Below are 21,493 nucleotides of genomic sequence, written 5' to 3' on the forward strand. Positions count from 1 at the left end.
AGAGGTGTTGGGCATTGCCGCGGAAAAAGTCTACGCCTGATTTTTTGCTGATTATCCTTACGTTTTCACTGCTGGCGATCGGGCTTATTATGGTGTATAGCGCCAGTGCGATTTGGGCGGAATATAGGTTTCACGATTCGTTTTTCTTCGCGAAGCGGCAACTTTTATTTGCCGGTGTGGGAATCATCGCGATGTTCTTGATTATGAATATCGATTATTGGATGTGGCGCGATTGGTCAAAAGCGCTTATAATCGTATGTTTCGTCTTGCTTGTTCTTGTATTAATCCCTGGGGTCGGGATGGTGCGCAACGGATCGCGCAGCTGGATTGGCGTTGGCGCGTTTTCCATTCAGCCGTCAGAATTTATGAAACTCGCCATGATCGCATTTTTGGCGAAATATTTATCAGAAAACCAAAAAAATATTACCTCGTTTAAACGCGGTCTGCTTCCTGCCTTGGCGCTCCTGTTTGTTGCCTTTGGAATGATCATGCTTCAGCCGGACTTAGGAACCGGCACAGTAATGGTCGGCACATGTATTGCCATGATTTTTGTCGCCGGCGCTCGCATCAGCCATTTTATCGGATTGGGAGTGCTTGGACTGGCAGGGTTTGCTGCGCTTGTTTTGTCGGCGCCGTACCGGATAAAGCGGATCACTTCGTTTTTAAATCCTTGGGAAGACCCGCTCGGAAGCGGGTTTCAAATTATCCAGTCGCTGTACGCGATTGGTCCTGGCGGATTGTTTGGCTTAGGATTGGGACAAAGCCGGCAAAAGTTTTTTTATTTGCCGGAACCGCAAACAGATTTTATTTTTGCGATTTTGGCAGAGGAGCTTGGGTTTATTGGCGGATCGCTTGTGCTGCTTTTATTTAGTTTGCTGCTTTGGCGCGGGGTCCGCATCGCTCTTGGCGCGCCGGATTTGTACGGGAGTTTTCTCGCTATCGGCATTATTTGTATGGTGGCGATTCAAGTGATGATTAATATCGGGGTGGTTACAGGACTAATGCCGGTAACGGGAATCACATTGCCGTTTTTAAGCTATGGCGGTTCGTCGCTGACGTTGATGTTAATGGCGATCGGCGTTTTGCTCAATATAAGCAAACACGCGAGATATTAGCCTCATTTGCCGGCTGCGCCAAAGTTTTGCTAAGGGAAAAGCCATCATCCAGTTTCGTTGATCTTGGAAAGGGTATCTCTCTAATCTGATTTAGAGGGACACCCTCTCATTTTGTTTACGATATACATAACGGTGACGCCGAGGAGGAAATAAGCATACGTATATACATAGGCCGTTATGGAAAGGAGATGGGATAGATGAAGGCAATGATAAAAGAATTGGCAAACGCCAATGTCGGAAAAGTAAAGGAGCGGGAGCCTTTAGCGAACCATACGACAATGAAAGTCGGCGGCCCTGCGGATGTCTTGATTGAACCGTCCAGCATAGAAAGTTTGCAAAACGCAATAGCGATTGTGAAAAAGTATGAAGTGCCGTGGCGCGCAATTGGCCGCGGTTCCAATTTGCTTGTTTCGGACGAAGGGATCGAAGGGGTTGTCATCAAAATGGACGAAGGATTGGATGAATTGCATGTTGACGGGGAAACCGTGACGGTCGGCGGCGGATATTCATTAGTACGTCTTGCCACATTAATGAGCAAACAAGGATTATCCGGATTGGAATTTGCCGGCGGAATTCCTGGTTCAGTTGGAGGAGCGGTTTATATGAACGCGGGGGCGCACGGTTCCGATATGTCGCAAATCGTCAAAAGGGCGCTCATTTTATTTCCGGACGGGACAATGGAATGGCTGACGAACGAAGAAATGGAATTTGCGTACCGCACTTCTGTGTTGCAAACAAAGCGGCGCGGAATTTGCGTAGCGGCGGAACTCCGGCTTGCTTCCGGGAACCGTGAAAAAATTGTTGCCAAAATGCGGGAAAACAAAGACTACCGCCGCAAGACACAGCCGTGGGATAAACCATGCGCGGGCAGCATTTTCCGCAATCCTTTACCGCAGCACGCCGGAAGGCTGATCGAGGAGGCTGGCTTAAAGGGATATGCCATTGGCGGCGCAAAAATTTCAGAACAGCATGCGAATTTTATCGTTAATACGGGAAACGCGAAGGCGAAAGACGTGCTGGACTTAATTCGCTTCGTAAAAAAAACGATTAATGAGTTGTACGGCATTCATTTGCAGACAGAAGTAGAAATTATTGGCCGGAAGTTGTAAAATCTAGCTCTCTATTTTACAATATTATTGATACGATAAAAACATGTTTGTCTGCGTTAGGAACGTAAAATATAACGGCATCAGATGTGCCGTTTGTTTTTATAAACATGCTTTCGAGTTTATTCGGAAAGCGGTGAATGGCTTTGGAAAAAGGAAAAATTGTTGTCCTTGAGGAACGGGTGCCGAAATTAAAAGAACGGCGGAGGCAAAAAGCCAATCGTCGTTTAATCGCGTATATCTTTTTCTTTTTTCTTCTCATTTTATGCATGATTTATTTTCAGTCGCCGTTAAGCTATGTCCATCATATTCAAGTAACCGGGAATCGTCATCTTTCCGAAGACCAGGTGATCCAATTAAGCGGCATCACAAAGCGGACAAGTTTTTGGAAAGTGAAGGAAGAAGAAGTTCAGCGGGATATTGAGAAACATCCGGAAGTAAAGAGCGTGACATTGGAAAAATATTTCCCAAATGCGATCACCATCCACGTGAAAGAACGGCGGAGAATTGCTTATATTTATGACGGGCAAACGTTTTTTCCGCTTTTAGAGAATGGTTACATTCTGAAAAAACGCACATCCAAAACCGCGCCAAGCGATGCGCCGATTTTAATCAATTGGAAAAAAGGAGAGGACATTCAAGAAATTGCAGGACAGTTGGCGCAGCTTTCCCCATCGATATTAAATGCCATTTCTGAAATTCATTACACACCGAACGATGATAACCGTTACCATATAACCGTTTATATGAACGATGGTTTCGAAGTGAGCGCGAACGTGCAAAACTTTGCCGATAAAATGTCATTGTATCCGTCCATCGTCCAGCAATTAGATCCGAACGTAAAAGGGGTAATCCATCTGGAAGTAAGCAATTATTTTACCGCTTATAAACAGCCGAAAAAGGAGGATGACAATGGCTAAACGGAAAGGAAATCGTGTCATCCTCGCATTTATCTGCTTCATACTGGGATTTATGCTTTCGTTTTCTTATCAATATACAAAAACAAAAACGGCAAAGCGGAATATCACCGACCGGCAGTGGCAAAAGGAATATGAATATCGGAAGCAATTGATTCAAATCCAAAAAGAAAATCGCCGCCTAAAAAATGAATTAGTGCAAAAACAAAATAAAGTTGCGGAAATGGAAAAAACGCTGGCGGACGAACGGACAGCATACACAGATTTGGCAAAACAGGCGGAAATGTTACGCATGTATGTCGGAGAGTCGAAAGTGAAAGGACAAGGGATTGAAATAACGTTATCTGATGCCTCCTATATTCCTTCTGAACAAAGCGCGACAGATTACATGGTGCACGAACAGCACGTCTTCAAGGTCATACACGAGCTGCTTATTTCTGGTGCGGAAGCAATAGCGATCAATGGGCAGCGAATTTCCCACCGTTCGTATATCGTTTGCAACGGCCCTGTAATTGAAGTGGACGGTACCCAACATGCCGCTCCTTTTGTCATTTCCGCAATCGGCAATCCAACGGTTCTTGCTTCCGCGTTGAATATTCCCGGTGGGGTAAAAGATTTGCTTGTTCAAGATAACATCATAGTTAAGATTGCTAGCAAAGATGAAATTGTGTTGGATCCTGTCTTTCACGCTAATCATAAATAGACGGTCCTAAATGAAAGAATGGTGAGATGGTTGGAACGGAAAAAAACGATATATTTTACTGGCATTACGGCCATTTTCGGATTTATGCTAGCGGTTCAACTTCAAACGACATCACACCCTAAAGTCCGCGACACACGCGATATTTGGGAACTGCGCGCTGATTTGAAAAAAGAGCAGCAGCTGCAGCAGCAGCTTTTGTCAGATATTGAAAAGTATGAAGAAAAGATGCGGAGCTACCAGCAAAGGCAGTCCTCCCGGAAAGAAGCGGTCTTGCGGGAAACAGTAAGCGAATTGCGGAAAGAAGCCGGATTGACGAAAGCCGAAGGAGCGGGCCTTGTTTTAACGATTCAATCGTTTTATCCGGATCGTTACACAGGTCCAATCACGGAAACCGTTTCGCCTGAACTGTTGCAGCGGCTCATCAATGAGCTGAACATGTATGGAGCGAAAGAAATTGCTGTTGCCGGGGAGCGGATAACGAACACGACGGCGATTCGCGACGTGAACGGCGCGACGAAAATCGGGGATAGCAAAATTTCTTCGTTGCCAATTGAAGTAAAAGTAATCGCTGATGATGCGGAGATGCTTTATAACCGGCTTAACGTATCGACCATTCGCGATGATTTCGTCGTCGAAAATTTGCAGCTCGTTGTTTCCAAACCGTTAGCGTCGGTCGTTGTCCCGCCGTCTGAAAAAAACGGGAACGTGAAATATATGGAAGCGGCAATAGCCGAAAAGGAGGAAAAGTGATATGTGGCTTCCGCTCATCGGCTTATTGGTTGGTTTAATCATAGGACTGCTGACTGATTTGCGTGTCCCTGATGAATATTCCAACTATTTATCTATTGCAATCCTTGCTGCATTTGATACATTAATTGGTGGCATCCGTGCCCATTTACAGCAAACATATGACGAAATAGTATTTATAACAGGATTCTTTTTTAATATTATTTTGGCTGCATCTTTAGCTTTTCTTGGTGTCCATCTTGGTGTAGACTTGTATTTAGCAGCTGTATTTGCATTCGGAATACGCCTTTTTCAAAATATTGCTGTTATTCGTCGCCTTCTTCTTGCCGAATGGATGGAAAGGCGACAAAACCGTGAAAAAAGTTAAGCGGAAAAAAGGAAAGTTTCTTCAAATGTTGAATATATGAGTAAAACGATTTGATCGTCCTTTATATATAAACGATCGCCGGTGATAAGCGAACGTTCTGTGATAAATTTTAACGTAGCTGTCAGTCGGTATAAATTCAGCTAAAGGAGGTGTCACTGCTTACTAAAATCTTAAATGCGAATAAACCGCAAATATGGATGTTAGCTGGATTGTTGATTTTGCTAAAGCGGTAAATATACGATTTTAGTAGGCAGGTACCAAGAAATGAGCAGCAATGAAATCGTCGTTAGTCTTGATATTGGCACATCCAGCGTCAAAGTCATAATCGGGGAAATGTTAAACGAGTCACTCAACATTATTGGAGTGGGAAATGTAAAATCGGAAGGGCTGAAGAAAGGGGCCATTGTTGATATAGATAAAACGGTGCAATCGATCAAAAGAGCGGTTGAGCAGGCAGAACGAATGGTCGGCTTAACGATCCGCCGAGTCATTGTCGGCGTGACTGGCAATCATGTGCAGCTTCAAGATTGCCACGGCATCGTCGCCGTTTCCAGCGAAAACCGGGAAATTACCGATGAAGATGTTGCGCGTGTCATGGACGCCGCGCAAGTTGTATCGATTCCTCCAGATCGGGAAATTATTGGCGTAATTCCGCGGCAGTTTATCGTTGATGGATTAGACGGGATTAATGATCCGCGGGGGATGCTCGGCGTCCGCCTCGAAATGGAAGGAACGATTATTACCGGTGCGAAAACGATTTTACATAACTTGCTTCGCTGCGTGGAAAGAGCCGGGCTGGAAATAAGCGATATTTGCTTACAGCCGCTAGCTGCTGGTTCCATTGCGCTGTCCGATGATGAAAAAAATTTAGGCGTGGCGCTAGTTGATATCGGCGGCGGTTCGACGACCGTTGCCATCTTTGAACAAGGTTTTTTGCAAGCAACTTCCGTTTTGCCCGTTGGAGGCGATCATATTACAAAAGACTTGTCGATCGGGCTCCGAACGTCGACGGAAGATGCGGAAAAAATAAAGCTGAAACATGGACACGCTTTTTATGATCTGGCTTCTGATGAAGAAGTATTTGATGTTCCGGTCATCGGCACTGATCAACATCAGCAGTTTAGCCAGCTGGAAATTGCCGATATTATTGAGGCGAGACTGGAAGAAATTTTTCAGATGGTTCAACAGGAAATCCGTAAGCTGGGATTTCGCGATTTGCCAGGCGGTTATGTGCTGACTGGCGGAGTAGCGAATATGCCCGGGATCTTGGAGTTAGCTCATGTCGTATTAGGAAGCAGTGTTCGCATCGCCATGCCTGATTATATAGGGGTGCGCGATCCGCAATATACGACAGGAGTCGGGCTGATAAAATTTGCCTACCGGCAAGCAGCGCTGCAAGGAAAATCAGTTCCTGTCGCTGCAGCGGTGATGGAGCCGATGGAAAAACGTCCGCAAAAACAACAACAACCGAAGCAAAAAAAGAAAGAAGCGACTTTTGGCAAAAAAGTGAAAAAGTTTTTCGGTTATTTCTTTGAATAGAGATTGAATTTGGGAGGATTTAGTCATGTTGGAGTTTGACACTACAGTTGATCAATTGGCTAAGATTAAGGTGATAGGAGTTGGCGGCGGCGGTAACAATGCCGTCAATCGGATGATTGAACATGGTGTGCAAGGTGTTGAGTTTATTGCGGTGAATACAGACGCGCAAGCGTTAAATTTATCGAAAGCACCAATAAAGCTGCAAATTGGCGCAAAATTAACGCGCGGCTTGGGAGCTGGCGCGAACCCGGAAGTGGGAAAAAAAGCGGCAGAAGAGAGCAAAGAGCAAATTGAAGAAGCGCTGAAAGGCGCGGATATGGTGTTCGTTACCGCGGGAATGGGCGGCGGAACAGGAACTGGCGCTGCTCCAGTGATTGCGCAAATCGCCCGTGAGTTAGGGGCATTGACGGTTGGTGTTGTGACTCGCCCATTTACGTTTGAAGGGAGAAAGCGGGCGACACAGGCGGCAAACGGAATCGCCGCTATGAAAGAAGCGGTCGATACATTGATTGTCATTCCAAACGACCGTTTATTAGAAATTGTCGACAAAAATACACCGATGCTCGAAGCGTTCCGCGAAGCGGATAACGTTCTGCGCCAAGGGGTGCAAGGCATCTCTGACTTAATCGCGGTGCCGGGGCTTATTAACTTGGACTTTGCCGATGTGAAAACCATTATGTCCAACAAAGGCTCTGCGCTGATGGGCATCGGCGTGGCCAGCGGGGAAAACCGTGCGGCAGAAGCGGCGAAAAAAGCTATTTCTAGCCCGTTGCTTGAAACGTCGATTGATGGGGCGCAAGGCGTGTTAATGAACATTACCGGCGGCACGAATTTAAGCCTTTATGAGGTGCAAGAAGCTGCCGATATTGTCGCATCTGCGGCTGACCAAGATGTTAATATGATTTTCGGCTCGGTCATTAATGAAGACTTAAAAGATGAAATTGTTGTAACGGTTATTGCGACTGGGTTTAATGAAAATGTGGCATCACAATCGCGCCCATCCCGCACTGGATTTGGCACGATTCCAAAAATCACGACGGCTCCTAAACGGGAAAAGCGCGAAGAACCTGTTCAAGATTATGCAGCGCTGCGTTCCTCGCAAGTCGAAGATCCGCTTGACATTCCTGCTTTTCTCCGCAATCGCAACCGCCGCCGCTAAGCGAAAGAGCGCGAATCTTTTACGGTTCGCGCTCTTTTTTTATTTCGTTGGGCGCCAACCGGCTTTTCGGGGCAGCAGGCCTCTTCGGTGGCCGAAGATAGTTGCCCGCGCGGTTAAGCGGCAGACGCTTTCCGTTTTTCTTGTTTCTTTGACAAAAGTTTCTGCTTTTCATCATCATAAATTGACAGACTTTCCAATAAGATGTACTATATACTATTTTCAGAAATTGTTTCGTGCTGTTGCAGGAGAAGGAGGCTGTTTCGTTGGCCGTTTATTTGGACGTCGTTTGGCTGTTAAACGTTTGTTTTGACAGTTTATTGCTTTGGCTGACAGCGATTATGTTAAAGCGGGCTGTCGTGTGGTGGCGGGTATTACTTGGAGCGTTCATTGGCGGATTACTTGTCGTTATGATGTTTACGCCATTTTCGCCGTATGTTCAGCATCCGGTAAGCAAAATCGTCTTCTCGCTCCTCATTGTTTTCGCGGCGTTTGGCTTTAAACGGATACGGTATTTTTTGGAAAACCTTTTTGCTTTTTATTTTGTGACATTTACGGTCGGAGGAGGGATGATTGCCGTTCATTATTTTTTACAACAGCAAATGAATATTCATAATGGCATGCTGATGACACATTCCCTCGGTGTCGGGGATCCGGTCAGTTGGACATTTGTTTTATTAGGATTTCCAGCATTATGGATATTTTCGCGGGCGCGCATCAACGGGATTCGCGAAAAAAAATTGCGATTTGAACACATTATCGACGTTCTTATTGTGTTTGATGGTGTCCCGATTCAGCTAAGAGGGCTTATCGATAGCGGAAACCAGCTTTATGACCCGCTGACCAAAACGCCCGTTATGATTGTGGAGATGGATAAAGTTAAAAAAGTGTTGCCGGAGGAATTAGTGGGCCATCTTCCGTTTGCAGCGTCGATGGATTGGCTCCATCAAGCGCAATTGGAAAAGTGGGCGCCTCGCCTTCGCATTGTTCCCTATCGTGTTGTCGGGAGCGAGCAGCGATTTTTAGTTGCGATTAAGCCGGACCGCATTATGCTGTGTTACGAGCAACAATGGCTGGAAGTGGAAAAAGGGCTCATCGGATTAAACGAAACTAACTTGTCTGGCGATGGAGAATATGAGTGTATTGTACATCCGAAAATGGTACAAATGGGAAAGCAAATCACCGCTTCATAAACTTGTTACTATATCATACTCATCATTTGCTAATTTAGAAGGGGGATTTTCATGAAAAAGTGGAAACTTCGCATCACTTATTTTTTGTATAAGTTGTTAAAAAAACTAGGAATAAAAATGGATGAATTGTATTATATCGGCGGGAGTGAGGCGCTGCCGCCGCCATTGACGAAAGAAGAAGAAGAAATGCTGATCGGAAAGCTTTCTGACGGGGATGAAACGGCAAGATCGCTTCTCATTGAGCGCAATTTGCGGCTTGTTGTCTATATTGCACGTAAATTCGAGAATACAGGAATCAACATCGAAGATTTGATTAGCATAGGAACGATCGGATTAATTAAAGCGGTAAACACGTTTAATCCGGAAAAAAAAATTAAATTGGCTACCTACGCTTCCCGCTGCATTGAAAATGAAATATTAATGCATTTGCGCCGGAATAATAAAGTCCGCGCGGAAGTATCGTTTGATGAACCGTTAAATATTGATTGGGACGGGAATGAACTGTTGCTGTCAGATGTGCTTGGAACAGAAGACGACGTGATCACAAAAGATTTGGAAGCAGACGTCGATAGGAATCTTTTATTTAATGCGTTGCGCCAGCTGAGCGACCGTGAAAAACAAATTATGGAACTTCGCTTTGGACTTTCTGGTGGAGAAGAAAAAACGCAAAAAGACGTTGCCGACTTGCTCGGCATATCGCAATCTTACATATCTCGGCTAGAAAAACGGATTATTAAGCGTCTTCGCAAAGAATTCAACAAAATGATGTAAAAATAACGGCGATGGTTTCATTGCCGTTTTTTATGTGCTTAAGACAAGCGTGCATATTTTTTCTTCCGGAGGAGATACTGAAAATTGACGATTCAGCATCTCCTGATGGGAGGGAAAGACTTGACAAGAAACAAAGTGGAGATTTGCGGAGTAGATACCTCAAAGCTGCCAGTGCTAAAAAATGAAGAAATGAGGGAACTGTTCAAGCGAATGCATGAAGGGGATTTAGAGGCAAGGGAAAAATTGGTGAATGGAAATTTACGCCTTGTATTAAGTGTGATTCAGCGGTTTAACAATCGCGGTGAGTTTGTGGATGATTTGTTTCAAGTTGGTTGTATCGGACTTATGAAATCCATTGATAATTTTGATTTAAGCCAAAATGTGAAATTTTCAACGTATGCGGTACCAATGATTATTGGGGAAATCCGCAGATATTTGCGTGACAACAATCCGATCCGCGTTTCCCGCTCGCTTCGTGATATTGCTTATAAAGCGCTGCAAGTGCGTGAAAAATTAATGGGGGAGGCGGCGAAAGAGCCGACGACCGAAGAAATTGCCAATGTGCTTGGCATTCCCCACGAAGAAGTGGTGTTTGCTTTAGATGCGATTCAAGATCCTGTTTCATTATTTGAACCGATTTATAACGATGGCGGCGATCCGATTTATGTGATGGACCAATTAAGCGATGAACGCAACGGCGACAGCCAGTGGATTGAAGAAATCGCCCTGAAAGAAGGGCTGTGCCGTCTGAATGAACGAGAAAAAATGATCATCCGCAAGCGTTTTTTTCAAGGAAAAACGCAAATGGAGGTTGCGGAAGAAATCGGAATTTCCCAAGCGCAAGTATCGCGGCTCGAAAAAGCAGCAATACGCCAAATGAACAAAAATATCCAAGTGTAAGAGCTGTTTGTTACGGCTCTTTTCTTTTTTTACATAAGCCACTAGACAAAATCATATAGTGATGATAAGAGAAAAAAGCGGGGGATGTTGAATGGTGAGAATTTCCGAATTTCAAACAAAGGACGTTGTCAACGTGGCAAACGGGAAAAAATTAGGGAACATCGGGGACATAGATATTGACTTAGAGACAGGGCAAATACAATCGCTGATCATCTTGGGGGCGGGAAAGGTGCTCGGCTTGTTTGGCAGGGAAGAGGAAACAGTGATTCCGTGGCAAAATATCGTCAAAGTCGGTGCGGATGTCATTTTAGTGCGCTTACATGAAAGTGAATAAATAAATAATGATTATCACGTTGAAGAAAACTATGATAAAATAGGAAAAAAAGTGATAAAAACCAACAAAAATATGAGGTTGACGAAGATGTTAGACATTTTTCAACAAGCGGGAGAAGAGATGCTGTTGTTGCACGGCCGCCGTTCGTTTCCTAATCTTGTCGCCGGATTTACGACGAAACACGGAGGCGTCAGCAAAGGAGCGTTTGCGACGTTCAATTTAGGGCTGCATGTTGGCGATGAGGTTTCTTCTGTTTGCCGCAATCGGCAGCGGCTGGCGGATCTGCTCCAATTTCCGCTGGAACAATGGGTATGTTGCGAACAAATACACGATGCCCGCATCGAAAAGGTGACAAGCAGCCAAAGCGGGAAAGGAGCGGCGGATTACAAGTCAGCCATTGCTGGGACGGACGGCTTGTATACAAAAGAAGCTGGATTGCTGCTTGCCTTATGTTTCGCTGATTGCGTACCGCTTTATTTTATGGCGCCGAAACATGGCATGATCGGTCTTGCTCATGCCGGCTGGCGGGGAACGGTAAAAAACATTGCGGGAGAAATGATTCACCTTTGGCATGAGCGTGAACATATTCCTTTGGATGACATATATGTGGCGATCGGTCCGGCGATTGGCGCTTGCTGCTATATCGTCGATGACCGCGTCATCACGTACGTTGATTGCATTTTGGATGGTGAACAGGCTCCCTATAAGCAAGTGAGCATAGGACAATATGCCCTTGATTTAAAAGAGCTGAATAAAGTATTACTGATACAGGCAGGAGTTCGTGAAGAACATATTGATATTTCCGGGTATTGTACGAGTTGCGCTGATTATTTGTTTTTTTCCCATCGTCGCGATCAAGGAAAAACAGGAAGAATGATGGCGTTTATCGGCAGGAAGGGGGAATGAACGATGACGGTTCGCGACAATTTAGCAATCATTCGCGAAAACATTGAAGCAGCATGTCAACGCGTGGGGCGCGACCCTGCCGACATTCGCATTGTTGCTGTTACGAAATATGTGAGTGTAGAACGGGCAAAAGAGGCATTAGAAGCTGGCATTACCGATTTGGGAGAAAATCGTGATGATGGGTTGCTACAAAAATATGAAGCGCTAGGTAATGAACCGACATGGCATTTTATTGGCACGTTGCAATCGTGAAAAGTGAAACATATTATTGACAAAGTCGATTATATTCATTCTCTTGATCGGATGTCGCTTGCAAAAGAAATCGAAAAACGGGCAACGAAGCGGATGAAATGTTTTGTCCAAGTAAATGTGTCGGGCGAAGCGACGAAACATGGGTTAGCAAAAGAAGAAGTGATTCCATTTATTGAGCAGCTGCGCGATTTTTCCCGTATCGAGGTAATCGGTTTGATGACGATGGCGCCATATACGGATGATGAATCCGTTTTACGTTCATGCTTTCGCCAATTAAAGTTGTTGCAAGAAAATGTACAAGCATTGCACATTCCAAATGCTCCATGTACGGAGCTGTCGATGGGCATGTCCAACGATTACGTGATTGCCATTGAAGAAGGTGCAACTTTTATTCGGCTTGGCACATCGCTTGTCGGCAAAGAATGTTAGGAGGTGAAATCGATGGGATTAATTAAAAAGTTCAAAGATTATTTTTTAGAGGAAGATTATGACGAATATGAAGAAGAGTATGAGGAAGAGGAAGAAACTCGGGAAGCGGCAAAGGAAAATGCGAAATCCAATGTGGTGAGTTTGCAAAGTGTGCAAAAATCGTCCAAAGTAGTGTTAATTGAGCCGAGAGCGTATGCGGAAGCGCAAGAAATCGCTGACCATTTAAAAAATCGCCGCGCAGTGGTTGTGAATTTGCAACGAATTCAACATGACCAAGCGAAACGTATCGTCGACTTTTTAAGCGGCACCGTATACGCGATTGGCGGAGATATTCAGCAAGTTGGCACGAAAATTTTTTTGTGCACGCCAGATAATGTTGACGTGACTGGTTCGATTTCCATCGACAGTGACGTTGATACGCCAATGAAGAGGTGGTAACTGCTTATGGATAGTTTGCTATGGTTTTTAACGACATTGATTCAAATTTATACGTATGCGCTCATTATTTACATTTTGATGTCATGGTTTCCGAATGCGCGTGATACGAAAATCGGGCAGATGCTTGCAACGATTTGTGAGCCGTATTTAGAACCGTTTCGCCGCATTATCCCGCCAATCGGAATGATTGACGTTTCTCCGATTGTCGCCTTTTTAGTGCTCCGTTTTGCGACAAAAGGATTGTACGCTCTTTTTGATATGTTAAATTTAGTGTAAGGAATCCGTTTCAGGGTTCCTTTCTTTCATGAAAGTAAGGTGCTAGCGATGGAAATATACCAGCATTTTCGCAAAGAAGAACATCATTTTATTGATCAAGTGTTAGAATGGCAAGAAACGGTGAAGAGACAATATGCGCCAAAGCTAACCGATTTTTTAGATCCACGCGAGCAACAAATTGTGCAAAGCGTCATTGGCCGTGACGAGGAAGTACATTTTTCATTTTTTGGCGGCGCATCGTTTACGGAACGCAAACGGGCGTTATTGTATCCGCCGTATTTTCAGCCTTCAGAAGAAGATTATGAAATTGCTTTATTTGAGGTCCGTTATCCAAGCAAGTTTGTAACGATCGGGCATCGCCAAGTGTTAGGAGCGCTCATGTCGCTCGGGTTGAGGCGCGGCAAATTTGGTGATATTTTAATGAAGGATGAACAAATTCAATTTTTGGCAGCAAACGAAGTGGCTGACTATATTCGTTTGCATTTGCACGCAATCGGCAAAGCGAATGTTTCGGTTGAAAAAAAGCCGTTAACGGACATCATCAAATTAGAAGAAAATTGGCAAGATGCAATGATTACTGTTTCGTCATTAAGGCTTGATGCGATATTATCGCAAGCGTTTCATGCATCGCGGCAAAAAATCCAATCGTGCATTGAAAACGGCCTTGTCAAAGTGAATTGGAAGATTGTTGATCAGGCTCATTTTGAATGCCGGCAGGGAGACGTTCTTTCCGCGCGCGGGTTTGGCCGCTGCAAAATTATCGCGATGGACGGAAAAACGAAAAAGGATAGATGGCGCATTCGCATTGGAATCCAAAAATAATCAAATGACTGCAGGAATTAATAGAAAAATGTCGAATGATATGGAAAAGGAATTATGCAGACGGAGGTGGCCATTGTGCCTTTAACGCCATTAGATATTCATAATAAAGAATTTAGCCGAGGTTTTCGTGGCTACGATGAAGATGAAGTGAATGAATTTCTTGATCAAGTTATTAAAGATTATGAGATGGTGATTCGCGAAAAAAAGCAGCTCGAGGAAAAGGTAGCGGAGTTGACCGAAAAGCTGAATTACTTTACGAATATTGAAGAAACATTAAACAAATCGATTTTAGTCGCCCAAGAAACGGCGGAAGAAGTGAAGCGGAACGCGCAAAAAGAGGCGAAGCTGATCATTAAGGAAGCGGAGAAAAACGCGGAGCGCATCATCAGCGAAGCGCTCGCGAAATCGCGGAAAATCGCTCTCGAAATCGAAGAACTGAAACGGCAATCGAAAGTGTTCCGCACACGTTTTCGCATGCTCGTTGAGGCACAGCTGGAAATGCTGAATAACAGCGATTGGGATGATTTAATGGAATATGAAGCGCCTGAAGTGGAAACAGGTGAAAGGGAAGAGCTCTCCCAATCTTGACGACAGCCGGACCTTTTGCATATAATATCGAATAAAATGAACATAGTTGTTGACGATGAAGGGGACAGTAGCTCTTTCACCGCTTATTTCAGCGAGCCGGGGATGGTGGAAGCCTGGCATAAGCGAAAGAGTGAAGATCACCCCGGAGTTCCATGCTGAACGAACAAGTAGGCAATGGCGTGTCATTCACGTTACGAATGCAGAGTGGGCTATGGCATGTATACATAGCCAATAAGGGTGGTACCGCGAGACCGTTCTCGTCCCTTTTTGGGAGAGAGCGGTTTTTTACATTTTTGCTGTTTCTCAATTTTCATTTTTGTTAAAAGTTTATCTATTCCAAAGACGGGAGGAATGAGCATGGATTATAAAGAAACACTGTTAATGCCACGCACGGAATTTCCAATGCGCGGAAATTTGCCGAAGCGCGAGCCGCAAATTCAAAAGAAATGGGAAGAAATGGACATTTATCGCAAAGTGCAAGAACGGACAAAAGGCCGCCCGCTGTTTGTGCTGCATGACGGACCGCCATACGCGAACGGCGACATTCATATGGGGCATGCGTTAAATAAAATTTTAAAAGATATCATCGTCCGTTATAAATCGATGAGCGGGTATTGCGCTCCATACGTTCCGGGATGGGACACGCATGGCCTTCCGATTGAAACCGCGCTCACCAAAAAAGGCGTTGACCGGAAATCGATGAGCGTCGCGGAATTTCGCAAGCTTTGTGAACAATATGCGTATGAACAAATCAATAACCAGCGCGAGCAATTCAAGCGCCTGGGCGTGCGCGGCGATTGGGAAAACCCGTATATTACGCTGACACGAGAATATGAGGCGCAACAAATCAAGGTATTTGGCGAAATGGCGAAAAAAGGGCTGATTTATAAAGGCTTAAAGCCGGTATATTGGTCTCCATCAAGCGAATCAGCGCTGGCGGAAGCGGAAATCGAGTATAAAGATAAACGTTCCCCTTCCATTTATGTTGCGTTCCCAGTGAAAGATGGAAAAGGAGTGCTTGACGGGGACGAAAAAATCGTGATCTGGACGACAACACCATGGACGATTCCAGCCAATTTAGCGATTGCCGTCCATCCAGACCTTGATTATCAAGTCGTGGAAACAAACGGCGCGAAATATGTCGTTGCTGCTGCGTTATTAGCATCTGTTGCGAAAGAAATCGGCTGGGACGACGTAACGGTTGTGAAAACAATCAAAGGAAAAGACTTGGAATACGTTGTGGCCAAACATCCGTTTTATGACCGCGATTCTTTAGTTGTTTGCGGCGAACATGTTACGACAGACGCCGGAACAGGATGTGTTCATACTGCGCCTGGACACGGGGAAGATGACTTTATTGTCGGACAAAAATACGGCTTGGATGTGCTGTGCCCAGTTGATGAACGCGGCTATATGACAAGCGAAGCGCCGGGCTTTGAAGGACTGTTTTACGATGAAGCAAACAAAGCGATTACACAAAAATTAGAAGAAGTCGGGGCGCTTTTAAAACTTAGTTTCATCACTCACTCATATCCGCATGACTGGCGCACGAAAAAGCCGACGATTTTCCGCGCTACGACACAATGGTTTGCCTCGATTGATAAAATCCGTGGCGAACTGCTCCAAGCCATTAAAGAAACAAAATGGATTCCGGAATGGGGTGAAATCCGTATCCATAATATGATCCGCGACCGCGGCGACTGGTGCATTTCCCGCCAACGCGCATGGGGGGTACCGATTCCGGTCTTTTACGGGGAAAACGGTGAACCGATTATTACGGACGAAACGATCGAGCATGTGTCCAACTTGTTCCGGCAATACGGCTCGAACGTCTGGTTTGAGCGTGAAGCGAAAGACTTGCTGCCGGAAGGATTTACGCATCCATCGAGCCCGAACGGCATTTTCACGAAAGAAACAGACATTATGGACGTATGGTTTGATTCTGGGTCTTCCCATCAGGCGGTGCTCGTAGAACGCGACGATTTACAGCGCCCGGCAGATTTATATTTAGAAGGTTCCGACCAATATCGCGGCTGGTTTAACTCCTCGCTTTCGACTGCCGTCGCTGTTACCGGCAAAGCGCCGTATAAAGCGGTGCTAAGCCACGGATTTGTCCTTGATGGGGAAGGCCGGAAAATGAGCAAATCGCTCGGCAATGTCGTCGTGCCGGCGAAGGTGATGGAACAGCTTGGCGCCGACATTTTGCGCTTATGGGTTGCTTCTGTCGATTATCAAGCGGATGTCCGCATTTCCGACAGCATTTTAAAGCAAGTCGCGGAAGTATACCGGAAAATCCGCAATACGTTCCGGTTTATGCTTGGAAACTTGTTCGACTTTAACCCAGAGACAGATGCAGTTCCTGTGAACGAGTTGCGCGAAGTCGACCGCTACATGCTCGTTAAACTAAACCGTTTGATTGAAAAAGTAAAACAAGCATATGAAACATATGATTTCGCGTCCATTTATCACGATGTGAACAATTTCTGCACTGTTGATTTAAGTGCTTTCTATTTAGACTTTGCTAAAGACATTTTGTATATCGAAGCGCCAAACGACCGCGCACGCCGCTCGATTCAAACGGTATTGTACGAAGCGGTTGTCGCATTAACGAAACTGGTGGCGCCGATTTTGCCGCATACCGCAGAGGAAGTATGGGAGCATATTCCAAACCGGAAAGAAAAAGCAGAAAGCGTTCAGCTTGTTGATATGCCAGAGGCAATTAACATTGACGGCGCAGAGGCGCTAGTGGCAAAATGGGATGCGTTTATGAGCTTGCGCGATGATGTGTTAAAAGCGTTGGAAGTGGCGCGCAATGAAAAAGTGATCGGCAAATCGCTCAATGCAAGCGTTACGGTATATCCGACAAAAGAAGTGCGGCAATTGCTTGCATCGATTGAAGAAGATGTCAAACAGTTATTTATCGTATCTGAGTTTACGATCGCGGATGACTATGAAAAAGCTCCGGAAGATGCGCAAAAATTCGCGAATGTGGCGATCATCGTTAAACAAGCGGAAGGAGAAACGTGCGAGCGCTGCTGGGTCGTGACTCCGGAAGTAGGCAAAGATTCTGAGCATCCGACATTATGCCCTCGCTGCGCCCGCATCGTGAAAGAACATTATTCGGCATAACATGCATATCCGTGCGCGGGACTATCGAAACTCGATAGTCCCGCTGTTTTTTATGTCAGTGATGTTTGGAAAAGTAGGAGTTCCTTGGCGCGCACGAGCCTGTTTGGCTGCTGACGGTTGTTCATGCCTTAAGTTATTTGCACTTGTCATTGTCTGCCGTTGCCCGATTGTGCTACAATTCATTAAGTATATAGTTGAGTGGAGGTAGTATTGTGATATACTATATCATTGCGCTCGTTGTCATTCTGATCGACCAGTGGACGAAATGGCTTGTTGTCAAGTATATGCGGCTTGGCGAAAGCATTCCCATTATTTCGGATGTGCTTTATATTACATCCCACCGCAACCGCGGCGCGGCATGGGGAATTTTGCAAGGGCAGTTCTGGCTGTTTTATTTGATCACCGTCATCGTTGTCATCGGATTAGTCATTTATATTCAGCGGTTGCCGCGCGGAGAGAAGATGTATGGGATAGCTCTTGGCCTTATGCTTGGGGGCGCGCTCGGCAACTTTATTGATCGGCTTTTCCGCAAAGAAGTCGTCGATTTTATTCATGTCTACATTGGTACATACAGTTTTCCGGTGTTTAATATCGCTGACTCCGCACTTTGCATAGGAGTGGCGCTTGTCTTTCTTCAAACGTTTTTTGCCGGAACGAAAGAAAAGGAGAATCAGTGATGGATATCGTTCGGTTTCATATTGATGAAGAATATGACAATGAACGAATTGATAAAGTGATTGCAGCATTAAATGAAGACTGGTCGCGTTCGAAAGTGCAGCAATGGATAAAAAAGCAGCTTGTCACCGTTAATGATCAGCATGTCAAAGCCAATTACAAGTGCTCCGCTGGCGATATTGTCGTCGTTCGCCTCCCTGAGCCGGAGCCGCTTTATGTCGAGCCGGAAAATATTCCGTTAGATATTTATTACGAGGACGCCGATGTTCTCGTTGTCAATAAGCCGCGCGGCATGGTCGTGCACCCGGCTCCCGGGCATATGCGCGGCACGCTCGTTAACGCCTTGCTCGCGCATTGCCATGATTTGTCAGGGATTAATGGCGTTCTTCGCCCGGGCATTGTGCATCGGATTGACAAAGATACATCAGGGCTGTTGATGGTCGCCAAAAACGATATGGCGCATCAGGCGCTTGTCGACCAGCTTGTGAAAAAAACGGTGACGCGCAAATATAAAGCGATTGTCCACGGGGTCATTCCGCACGATTACGGCACGATTGACGCGCCGATCGGCCGTGATAAACGGGACCGCAAAAAAATGGCGGTCACTGAAGAAAACGGAAAAGAGGCAGTGACTCATTTCCGCGTGTTAGAGCGTTTTCGCCAATATACATTTATCGAATGCCAATTGGAAACAGGGAGAACACACCAAATTCGCGTGCACATGAAATATATCGGCTATCCGTTAGCGGGCGACCCGCAATACGGGCCGAAAAAGACGTTGCCAATCGACGGGCAGGCTTTGCACGCGGGAGTGCTTGGATTTTCCCATCCGCGCACAGGCGAATATTTAGAATTTGAGGCGCCGCTGCCGCCTGAATTTGAGCAGCTTTTGCAATTGTTGCGAAAAGGTGATTGACATCCAGACAAAGAAAACGTACAATAAGAACAAGTGAATAAGAACCTTTAAATTCAGTCCTGTGAGGCTGAGAAGGGGTCGGATCAATAAAAGAGATATGTGTGCTTTGTTCTGTGCGCATAAACGGTTCCTCTCGCTTCAAGGGCGAGAGGATTTTTTATGGAGGTGAAACGGCGTGCAAAAGGCGGTCGTGATGGATGAACAGGCGATCCGCCGCGCATTGACGCGGATTGCCCATGAAATTATCGAACGAAACAAAGGCATTGACAACTGTGTGCTGATTGGCATAAAAACGCGCGGCATTTATTTGGCGCAACGGCTGGCCGAGCGGATTGAACAAATTGAAGGCAAAGCGATCCCTGTCGGTGAACTCGATATTACGTTGTACCGCGATGATTTGACGGTGAAAACGGTTGACCGTGAACCGCTTGTGAAAGGAACGAACGTGCCGTTCGATGTGACAAATAAAAAAGTTATATTAACAGATGATGTATTATTCACTGGAAGAACGGTGCGCGCGGCGATGGACGCGGTGATGGACCTTGGGCGTCCGGCGCAAATTCAGCTTGCGGTGCTTGTCGACCGCGGCCACCGTGAACTGCCGATTCGCGCGGATTTCGTCGGCAAAAACATTCCGACATCAAGTTCTGAATTAATTGTCGTTGAACTGACGGAAGTCGATGAGCTGGATCAAGTCAGCATTCATGAAAAATAAAAACATTCCCTTTTAAGTGCAGTCCCGCGAGGCTGCAAAAGGGACAGAAAGATAGGCGTGGACTATCTCTGCACCCTCTTTGCACCCTCAAGGGCAAAGAGGTTTTTTTATGCTAATCAGAAAGGGGTTTTTAACGATGAACAAACCTGTATTAGATATTCAAGACCGGCCGTCGCCGGTGCAATGGTTAACCCTCAGTTTGCAGCATTTATTCGCCATGTTTGGGGCGACGATTTTAGTGCCTTATTTGGTCGGATTAAGCCCATCGATCGCTCTCATTACGAGCGGGCTTGGGACGCTTGCCTTCCTGATGATCACGAAATGGCAAGTCCCTGCGTATCTCGGCTCTTCCTTCGCCTTTATTGCGCCGATTATCGCGGCGAAAGCGGCGGGAGGACCGGGAGCGGCGATGATCGGCAGCTTTTTGGCAGGACTTGTGTACGGCGTCGTCGCACTCATCATCAAAAAAGCGGGTTACCGCTGGATTATGAAGCTGTTGCCGCCGATTGTCGTCGGGCCAGTGATTATCGTGATCGGCCTCGGGCTGGCGAATACGGCCGTAAGTATGGCAATGAACGGCCCGGATGGCAAGTACAGTTTCACACACTTTTCGGTTGCGCTTGTCACGCTCGCGGCAACGATCATTTGTTCCGTGTTTTTGCGCGGCATGATCAGTTTAGTCCCGGTGCTGGCAGGGATTATCGTCGGGTATGTGTACGCGCTTATCGTCGGGGTTGTTGATTTCTCGAAAGTCGCCAAAGCAAAATGGCTTGAAATGCCGGACTTTCTCCTTCCATTTGTCGATTATCCGGTGCATGTCACATGGGATATTGTCATGCTGATGGTGCCGGTGGCGGTTGTGACGCTATCTGAACATATCGGCCACCAGCTTGTGCTGAGCAAAGTCGTCGGCCGCGACCTCATTCAAAAGCCGGGGCTGCATCGCTCGATTTTAGGAGACGGAACGGCGACGATGATTTCCGCGCTGGTCGGCGGACCGCCGAAAACAACGTACGGCGAAAACATCGGGGTGCTGGCGATTACGCGAGTCTACAGCGTCTACGTGCTGGCGGGCGCGGCGGTGATTGCCATCATCTTTGGATTTATCGGCAAAGTGACCGCGCTGATTAGCTCGATTCCGTCTCCGGTGATGGGCGGCGTCTCGATTTTACTGTTCGGCATTATCGCCTCATCCGGCTTGCGCATGCTTGTCGATAGCCGCATCGATTTCGGGGACAAACGCAACTTAGTCATCTCTTCGGTCATTTTAGTCATTGGCATCGGCGGAGCGGTGCTGAAAGTGACAGAGCAATTCCAAATTCAAGGGATGGCACTTGCAGCGATTTGCGGCGTAGCCTTAAACCTTATTTTACCGGGACGCCCGCAAATCAATGAAAATATGTTTGAAAGCAAAACGGAAAACAGCAATGACCATGTCGCATAATTGCACCTTTTAATTAAGTCCAGAGAGACTTAAAAGGGTGTTACTGCGCAAGAAA

General features: G+C 46.0%; 22 protein-coding genes, 1 pseudogene and 1 other annotated feature. All 23 genes and pseudogenes read left to right on the forward strand.

Features of this window, described 5'->3' with window-relative positions; all coding sequences use genetic code 11:
- Nucleotides 1–14 precede the first annotated feature (14 nt).
- The 23 genes and pseudogenes from spoVE (at nt 15) to AOT13_RS08730 (ending at nt 21,438) form a co-directional block, all read left to right on the forward strand.
- Nucleotides 15–1,115: a stage V sporulation protein E gene (spoVE, locus tag AOT13_RS08620; protein WP_003251922.1), complete on the forward strand. Its 1,101-nt coding sequence runs from the start codon at nt 15–17 to the stop codon at nt 1,113–1,115.
- Nucleotides 1,116–1,312: 197 nt separating this feature from the next.
- Complete coding sequence (murB, locus tag AOT13_RS08625) at nt 1,313–2,224, forward strand: UDP-N-acetylmuramate dehydrogenase (protein ID WP_003251918.1); 912 nt, start codon at nt 1,313–1,315, stop codon at nt 2,222–2,224.
- Nucleotides 2,225–2,361: 137 nt separating this feature from the next.
- On the forward strand, nt 2,362–3,141 hold the full coding sequence (locus tag AOT13_RS08630) for a cell division protein FtsQ/DivIB (protein ID WP_013401310.1): 780 nt from the start codon (nt 2,362–2,364) through the stop codon (nt 3,139–3,141).
- On the forward strand, nt 3,134–3,841 hold the full coding sequence (locus AOT13_RS08635; RefSeq protein ID WP_013401309.1) for a DUF881 domain-containing protein: 708 nt from the start codon (nt 3,134–3,136) through the stop codon (nt 3,839–3,841). Before AOT13_RS08630 ends, AOT13_RS08635 begins: the two co-directional genes overlap by 8 nt.
- 18 nt (nt 3,842–3,859) lie before the next feature.
- Nucleotides 3,860–4,591, forward strand: coding sequence for a DUF881 domain-containing protein (locus AOT13_RS08640; RefSeq protein ID WP_013401308.1), 732 nt, complete (start codon nt 3,860–3,862; stop codon nt 4,589–4,591).
- A gap of 1 nt (nt 4,592) precedes the next feature.
- Nucleotides 4,593–4,955, forward strand: coding sequence for a small basic family protein (locus AOT13_RS08645; RefSeq protein ID WP_013401307.1), 363 nt, complete (start codon nt 4,593–4,595; stop codon nt 4,953–4,955).
- Nucleotides 4,956–5,219: 264 nt separating this feature from the next.
- On the forward strand, nt 5,220–6,494 hold the full coding sequence (gene ftsA, locus AOT13_RS08650) for a cell division protein FtsA (protein ID WP_003251909.1): 1,275 nt from the start codon (nt 5,220–5,222) through the stop codon (nt 6,492–6,494).
- Between the two features lie 25 nt (nt 6,495–6,519).
- Nucleotides 6,520–7,653, forward strand: a complete 1,134-nt coding sequence (gene ftsZ / locus AOT13_RS08655) for a cell division protein FtsZ (protein WP_013401306.1) — start codon at nt 6,520–6,522, stop codon at nt 7,651–7,653.
- A gap of 263 nt (nt 7,654–7,916) precedes the next feature.
- Nucleotides 7,917–8,843 (forward strand): sigma-E processing peptidase SpoIIGA, encoded by a 927-nt coding sequence (gene spoIIGA, locus AOT13_RS08660; protein WP_003251906.1) that lies wholly within the window; start codon nt 7,917–7,919, stop codon nt 8,841–8,843.
- A gap of 51 nt (nt 8,844–8,894) precedes the next feature.
- Entirely contained in the window at nt 8,895–9,614 is a 720-nt protein-coding gene (gene sigE / locus AOT13_RS08665; protein ID WP_003251904.1) for an RNA polymerase sporulation sigma factor SigE, read from the forward strand.
- A gap of 120 nt (nt 9,615–9,734) precedes the next feature.
- Nucleotides 9,735–10,514, forward strand: a complete 780-nt coding sequence (gene sigG, locus AOT13_RS08670) for an RNA polymerase sporulation sigma factor SigG (protein WP_041269499.1) — start codon at nt 9,735–9,737, stop codon at nt 10,512–10,514.
- Between the two features lie 91 nt (nt 10,515–10,605).
- Nucleotides 10,606–10,848 carry a YlmC/YmxH family sporulation protein gene (locus AOT13_RS08675; protein ID WP_003251900.1) on the forward strand — a complete coding sequence of 81 codons (243 nt, stop codon included), beginning with the start codon at nt 10,606–10,608 and terminating at the stop codon, nt 10,846–10,848.
- Between the two features lie 87 nt (nt 10,849–10,935).
- Nucleotides 10,936–11,754: a peptidoglycan editing factor PgeF gene (pgeF, locus tag AOT13_RS08680; RefSeq protein WP_003251898.1), complete on the forward strand. Its 819-nt coding sequence runs from the start codon at nt 10,936–10,938 to the stop codon at nt 11,752–11,754.
- Nucleotides 11,755–11,757: 3 nt separating this feature from the next.
- Nucleotides 11,758–12,435, forward strand: a pseudogene (locus AOT13_RS08685) (YggS family pyridoxal phosphate-dependent enzyme).
- 12 nt (nt 12,436–12,447) lie between these two features.
- Nucleotides 12,448–12,873, forward strand: a complete 426-nt coding sequence (locus tag AOT13_RS08690; protein WP_003251893.1) for a cell division protein SepF — start codon at nt 12,448–12,450, stop codon at nt 12,871–12,873.
- 6 nt (nt 12,874–12,879) lie between these two features.
- Nucleotides 12,880–13,149, forward strand: a complete 270-nt coding sequence (locus AOT13_RS08695) for a YggT family protein (RefSeq protein ID WP_003251891.1) — start codon at nt 12,880–12,882, stop codon at nt 13,147–13,149.
- Nucleotides 13,150–13,197: 48 nt separating this feature from the next.
- Entirely contained in the window at nt 13,198–13,971 is a 774-nt protein-coding gene (locus tag AOT13_RS08700) for a YlmH family RNA-binding protein (protein ID WP_003251889.1), read from the forward strand.
- 75 nt (nt 13,972–14,046) lie between these two features.
- On the forward strand, nt 14,047–14,559 hold the full coding sequence (locus tag AOT13_RS08705) for a DivIVA domain-containing protein (protein WP_003251886.1): 513 nt from the start codon (nt 14,047–14,049) through the stop codon (nt 14,557–14,559).
- A gap of 46 nt (nt 14,560–14,605) precedes the next feature.
- Nucleotides 14,606–14,827, forward strand: a binding site (T-box leader).
- Nucleotides 14,828–14,916: 89 nt separating this feature from the next.
- The gene (gene ileS, locus AOT13_RS08710) at nt 14,917–17,688 is read left to right on the forward strand and encodes an isoleucine--tRNA ligase (protein ID WP_003251881.1); all 2,772 of its coding nucleotides are present in this window, start codon (nt 14,917–14,919) and stop codon (nt 17,686–17,688) included.
- A 194-nt stretch (nt 17,689–17,882) separates the two neighbouring features.
- Nucleotides 17,883–18,365: a signal peptidase II gene (gene lspA, locus AOT13_RS08715; protein WP_370586530.1), complete on the forward strand. Its 483-nt coding sequence runs from the start codon at nt 17,883–17,885 to the stop codon at nt 18,363–18,365.
- Nucleotides 18,365–19,279: an RluA family pseudouridine synthase gene (locus AOT13_RS08720; protein ID WP_003251878.1), complete on the forward strand. Its 915-nt coding sequence runs from the start codon at nt 18,365–18,367 to the stop codon at nt 19,277–19,279. The genes lspA and AOT13_RS08720 overlap by 1 nt, the downstream gene beginning before the upstream one ends.
- A 175-nt stretch (nt 19,280–19,454) precedes the next feature.
- The gene (gene pyrR / locus AOT13_RS08725) at nt 19,455–19,994 is read left to right on the forward strand and encodes a bifunctional pyr operon transcriptional regulator/uracil phosphoribosyltransferase PyrR (RefSeq protein WP_013401300.1); all 540 of its coding nucleotides are present in this window, start codon (nt 19,455–19,457) and stop codon (nt 19,992–19,994) included.
- Nucleotides 19,995–20,130: 136 nt separating this feature from the next.
- Nucleotides 20,131–21,438 (forward strand): solute carrier family 23 protein, encoded by a 1,308-nt coding sequence (locus AOT13_RS08730; RefSeq protein ID WP_035502228.1) that lies wholly within the window; start codon nt 20,131–20,133, stop codon nt 21,436–21,438.
- The last annotated feature ends 55 nt before the right edge of the window (nt 21,439–21,493 follow it).

Source organism: Parageobacillus thermoglucosidasius, assembly GCF_001295365.1.
Taxonomy (GTDB): Bacteria; Bacillota; Bacilli; order Bacillales; family Anoxybacillaceae; genus Parageobacillus; species Parageobacillus thermoglucosidasius.

Coding starts and splice junctions, on each gene's coding strand:
- AOT13_RS08630 (WP_013401310.1), top strand. CDS start 2,362: ATGGCTTTGGAAAAAGGAAAAATTGTTGTCCTTGAGGAACGGGTGCCG.
- sigE (WP_003251904.1), top strand. CDS start 8,895: ATGAAAAAGTGGAAACTTCGCATCACTTATTTTTTGTATAAGTTGTTA.
- AOT13_RS08635 (WP_013401309.1), top strand. CDS start 3,134: ATGGCTAAACGGAAAGGAAATCGTGTCATCCTCGCATTTATCTGCTTC.
- AOT13_RS08730 (WP_035502228.1), top strand. CDS start 20,131: ATGAACAAACCTGTATTAGATATTCAAGACCGGCCGTCGCCGGTGCAA.
- AOT13_RS08675 (WP_003251900.1), top strand. CDS start 10,606: ATGGTGAGAATTTCCGAATTTCAAACAAAGGACGTTGTCAACGTGGCA.
- AOT13_RS08720 (WP_003251878.1), top strand. CDS start 18,365: ATGGATATCGTTCGGTTTCATATTGATGAAGAATATGACAATGAACGA.
- ileS (WP_003251881.1), top strand. CDS start 14,917: ATGGATTATAAAGAAACACTGTTAATGCCACGCACGGAATTTCCAATG.
- murB (WP_003251918.1), top strand. CDS start 1,313: ATGAAGGCAATGATAAAAGAATTGGCAAACGCCAATGTCGGAAAAGTA.
- ftsA (WP_003251909.1), top strand. CDS start 5,220: ATGAGCAGCAATGAAATCGTCGTTAGTCTTGATATTGGCACATCCAGC.
- AOT13_RS08640 (WP_013401308.1), top strand. CDS start 3,860: ATGGTGAGATGGTTGGAACGGAAAAAAACGATATATTTTACTGGCATT.
- ftsZ (WP_013401306.1), top strand. CDS start 6,520: ATGTTGGAGTTTGACACTACAGTTGATCAATTGGCTAAGATTAAGGTG.
- AOT13_RS08645 (WP_013401307.1), top strand. CDS start 4,593: ATGTGGCTTCCGCTCATCGGCTTATTGGTTGGTTTAATCATAGGACTG.
- pgeF (WP_003251898.1), top strand. CDS start 10,936: ATGTTAGACATTTTTCAACAAGCGGGAGAAGAGATGCTGTTGTTGCAC.
- AOT13_RS08690 (WP_003251893.1), top strand. CDS start 12,448: ATGGGATTAATTAAAAAGTTCAAAGATTATTTTTTAGAGGAAGATTAT.
- AOT13_RS08700 (WP_003251889.1), top strand. CDS start 13,198: ATGGAAATATACCAGCATTTTCGCAAAGAAGAACATCATTTTATTGAT.
- AOT13_RS08695 (WP_003251891.1), top strand. CDS start 12,880: ATGGATAGTTTGCTATGGTTTTTAACGACATTGATTCAAATTTATACG.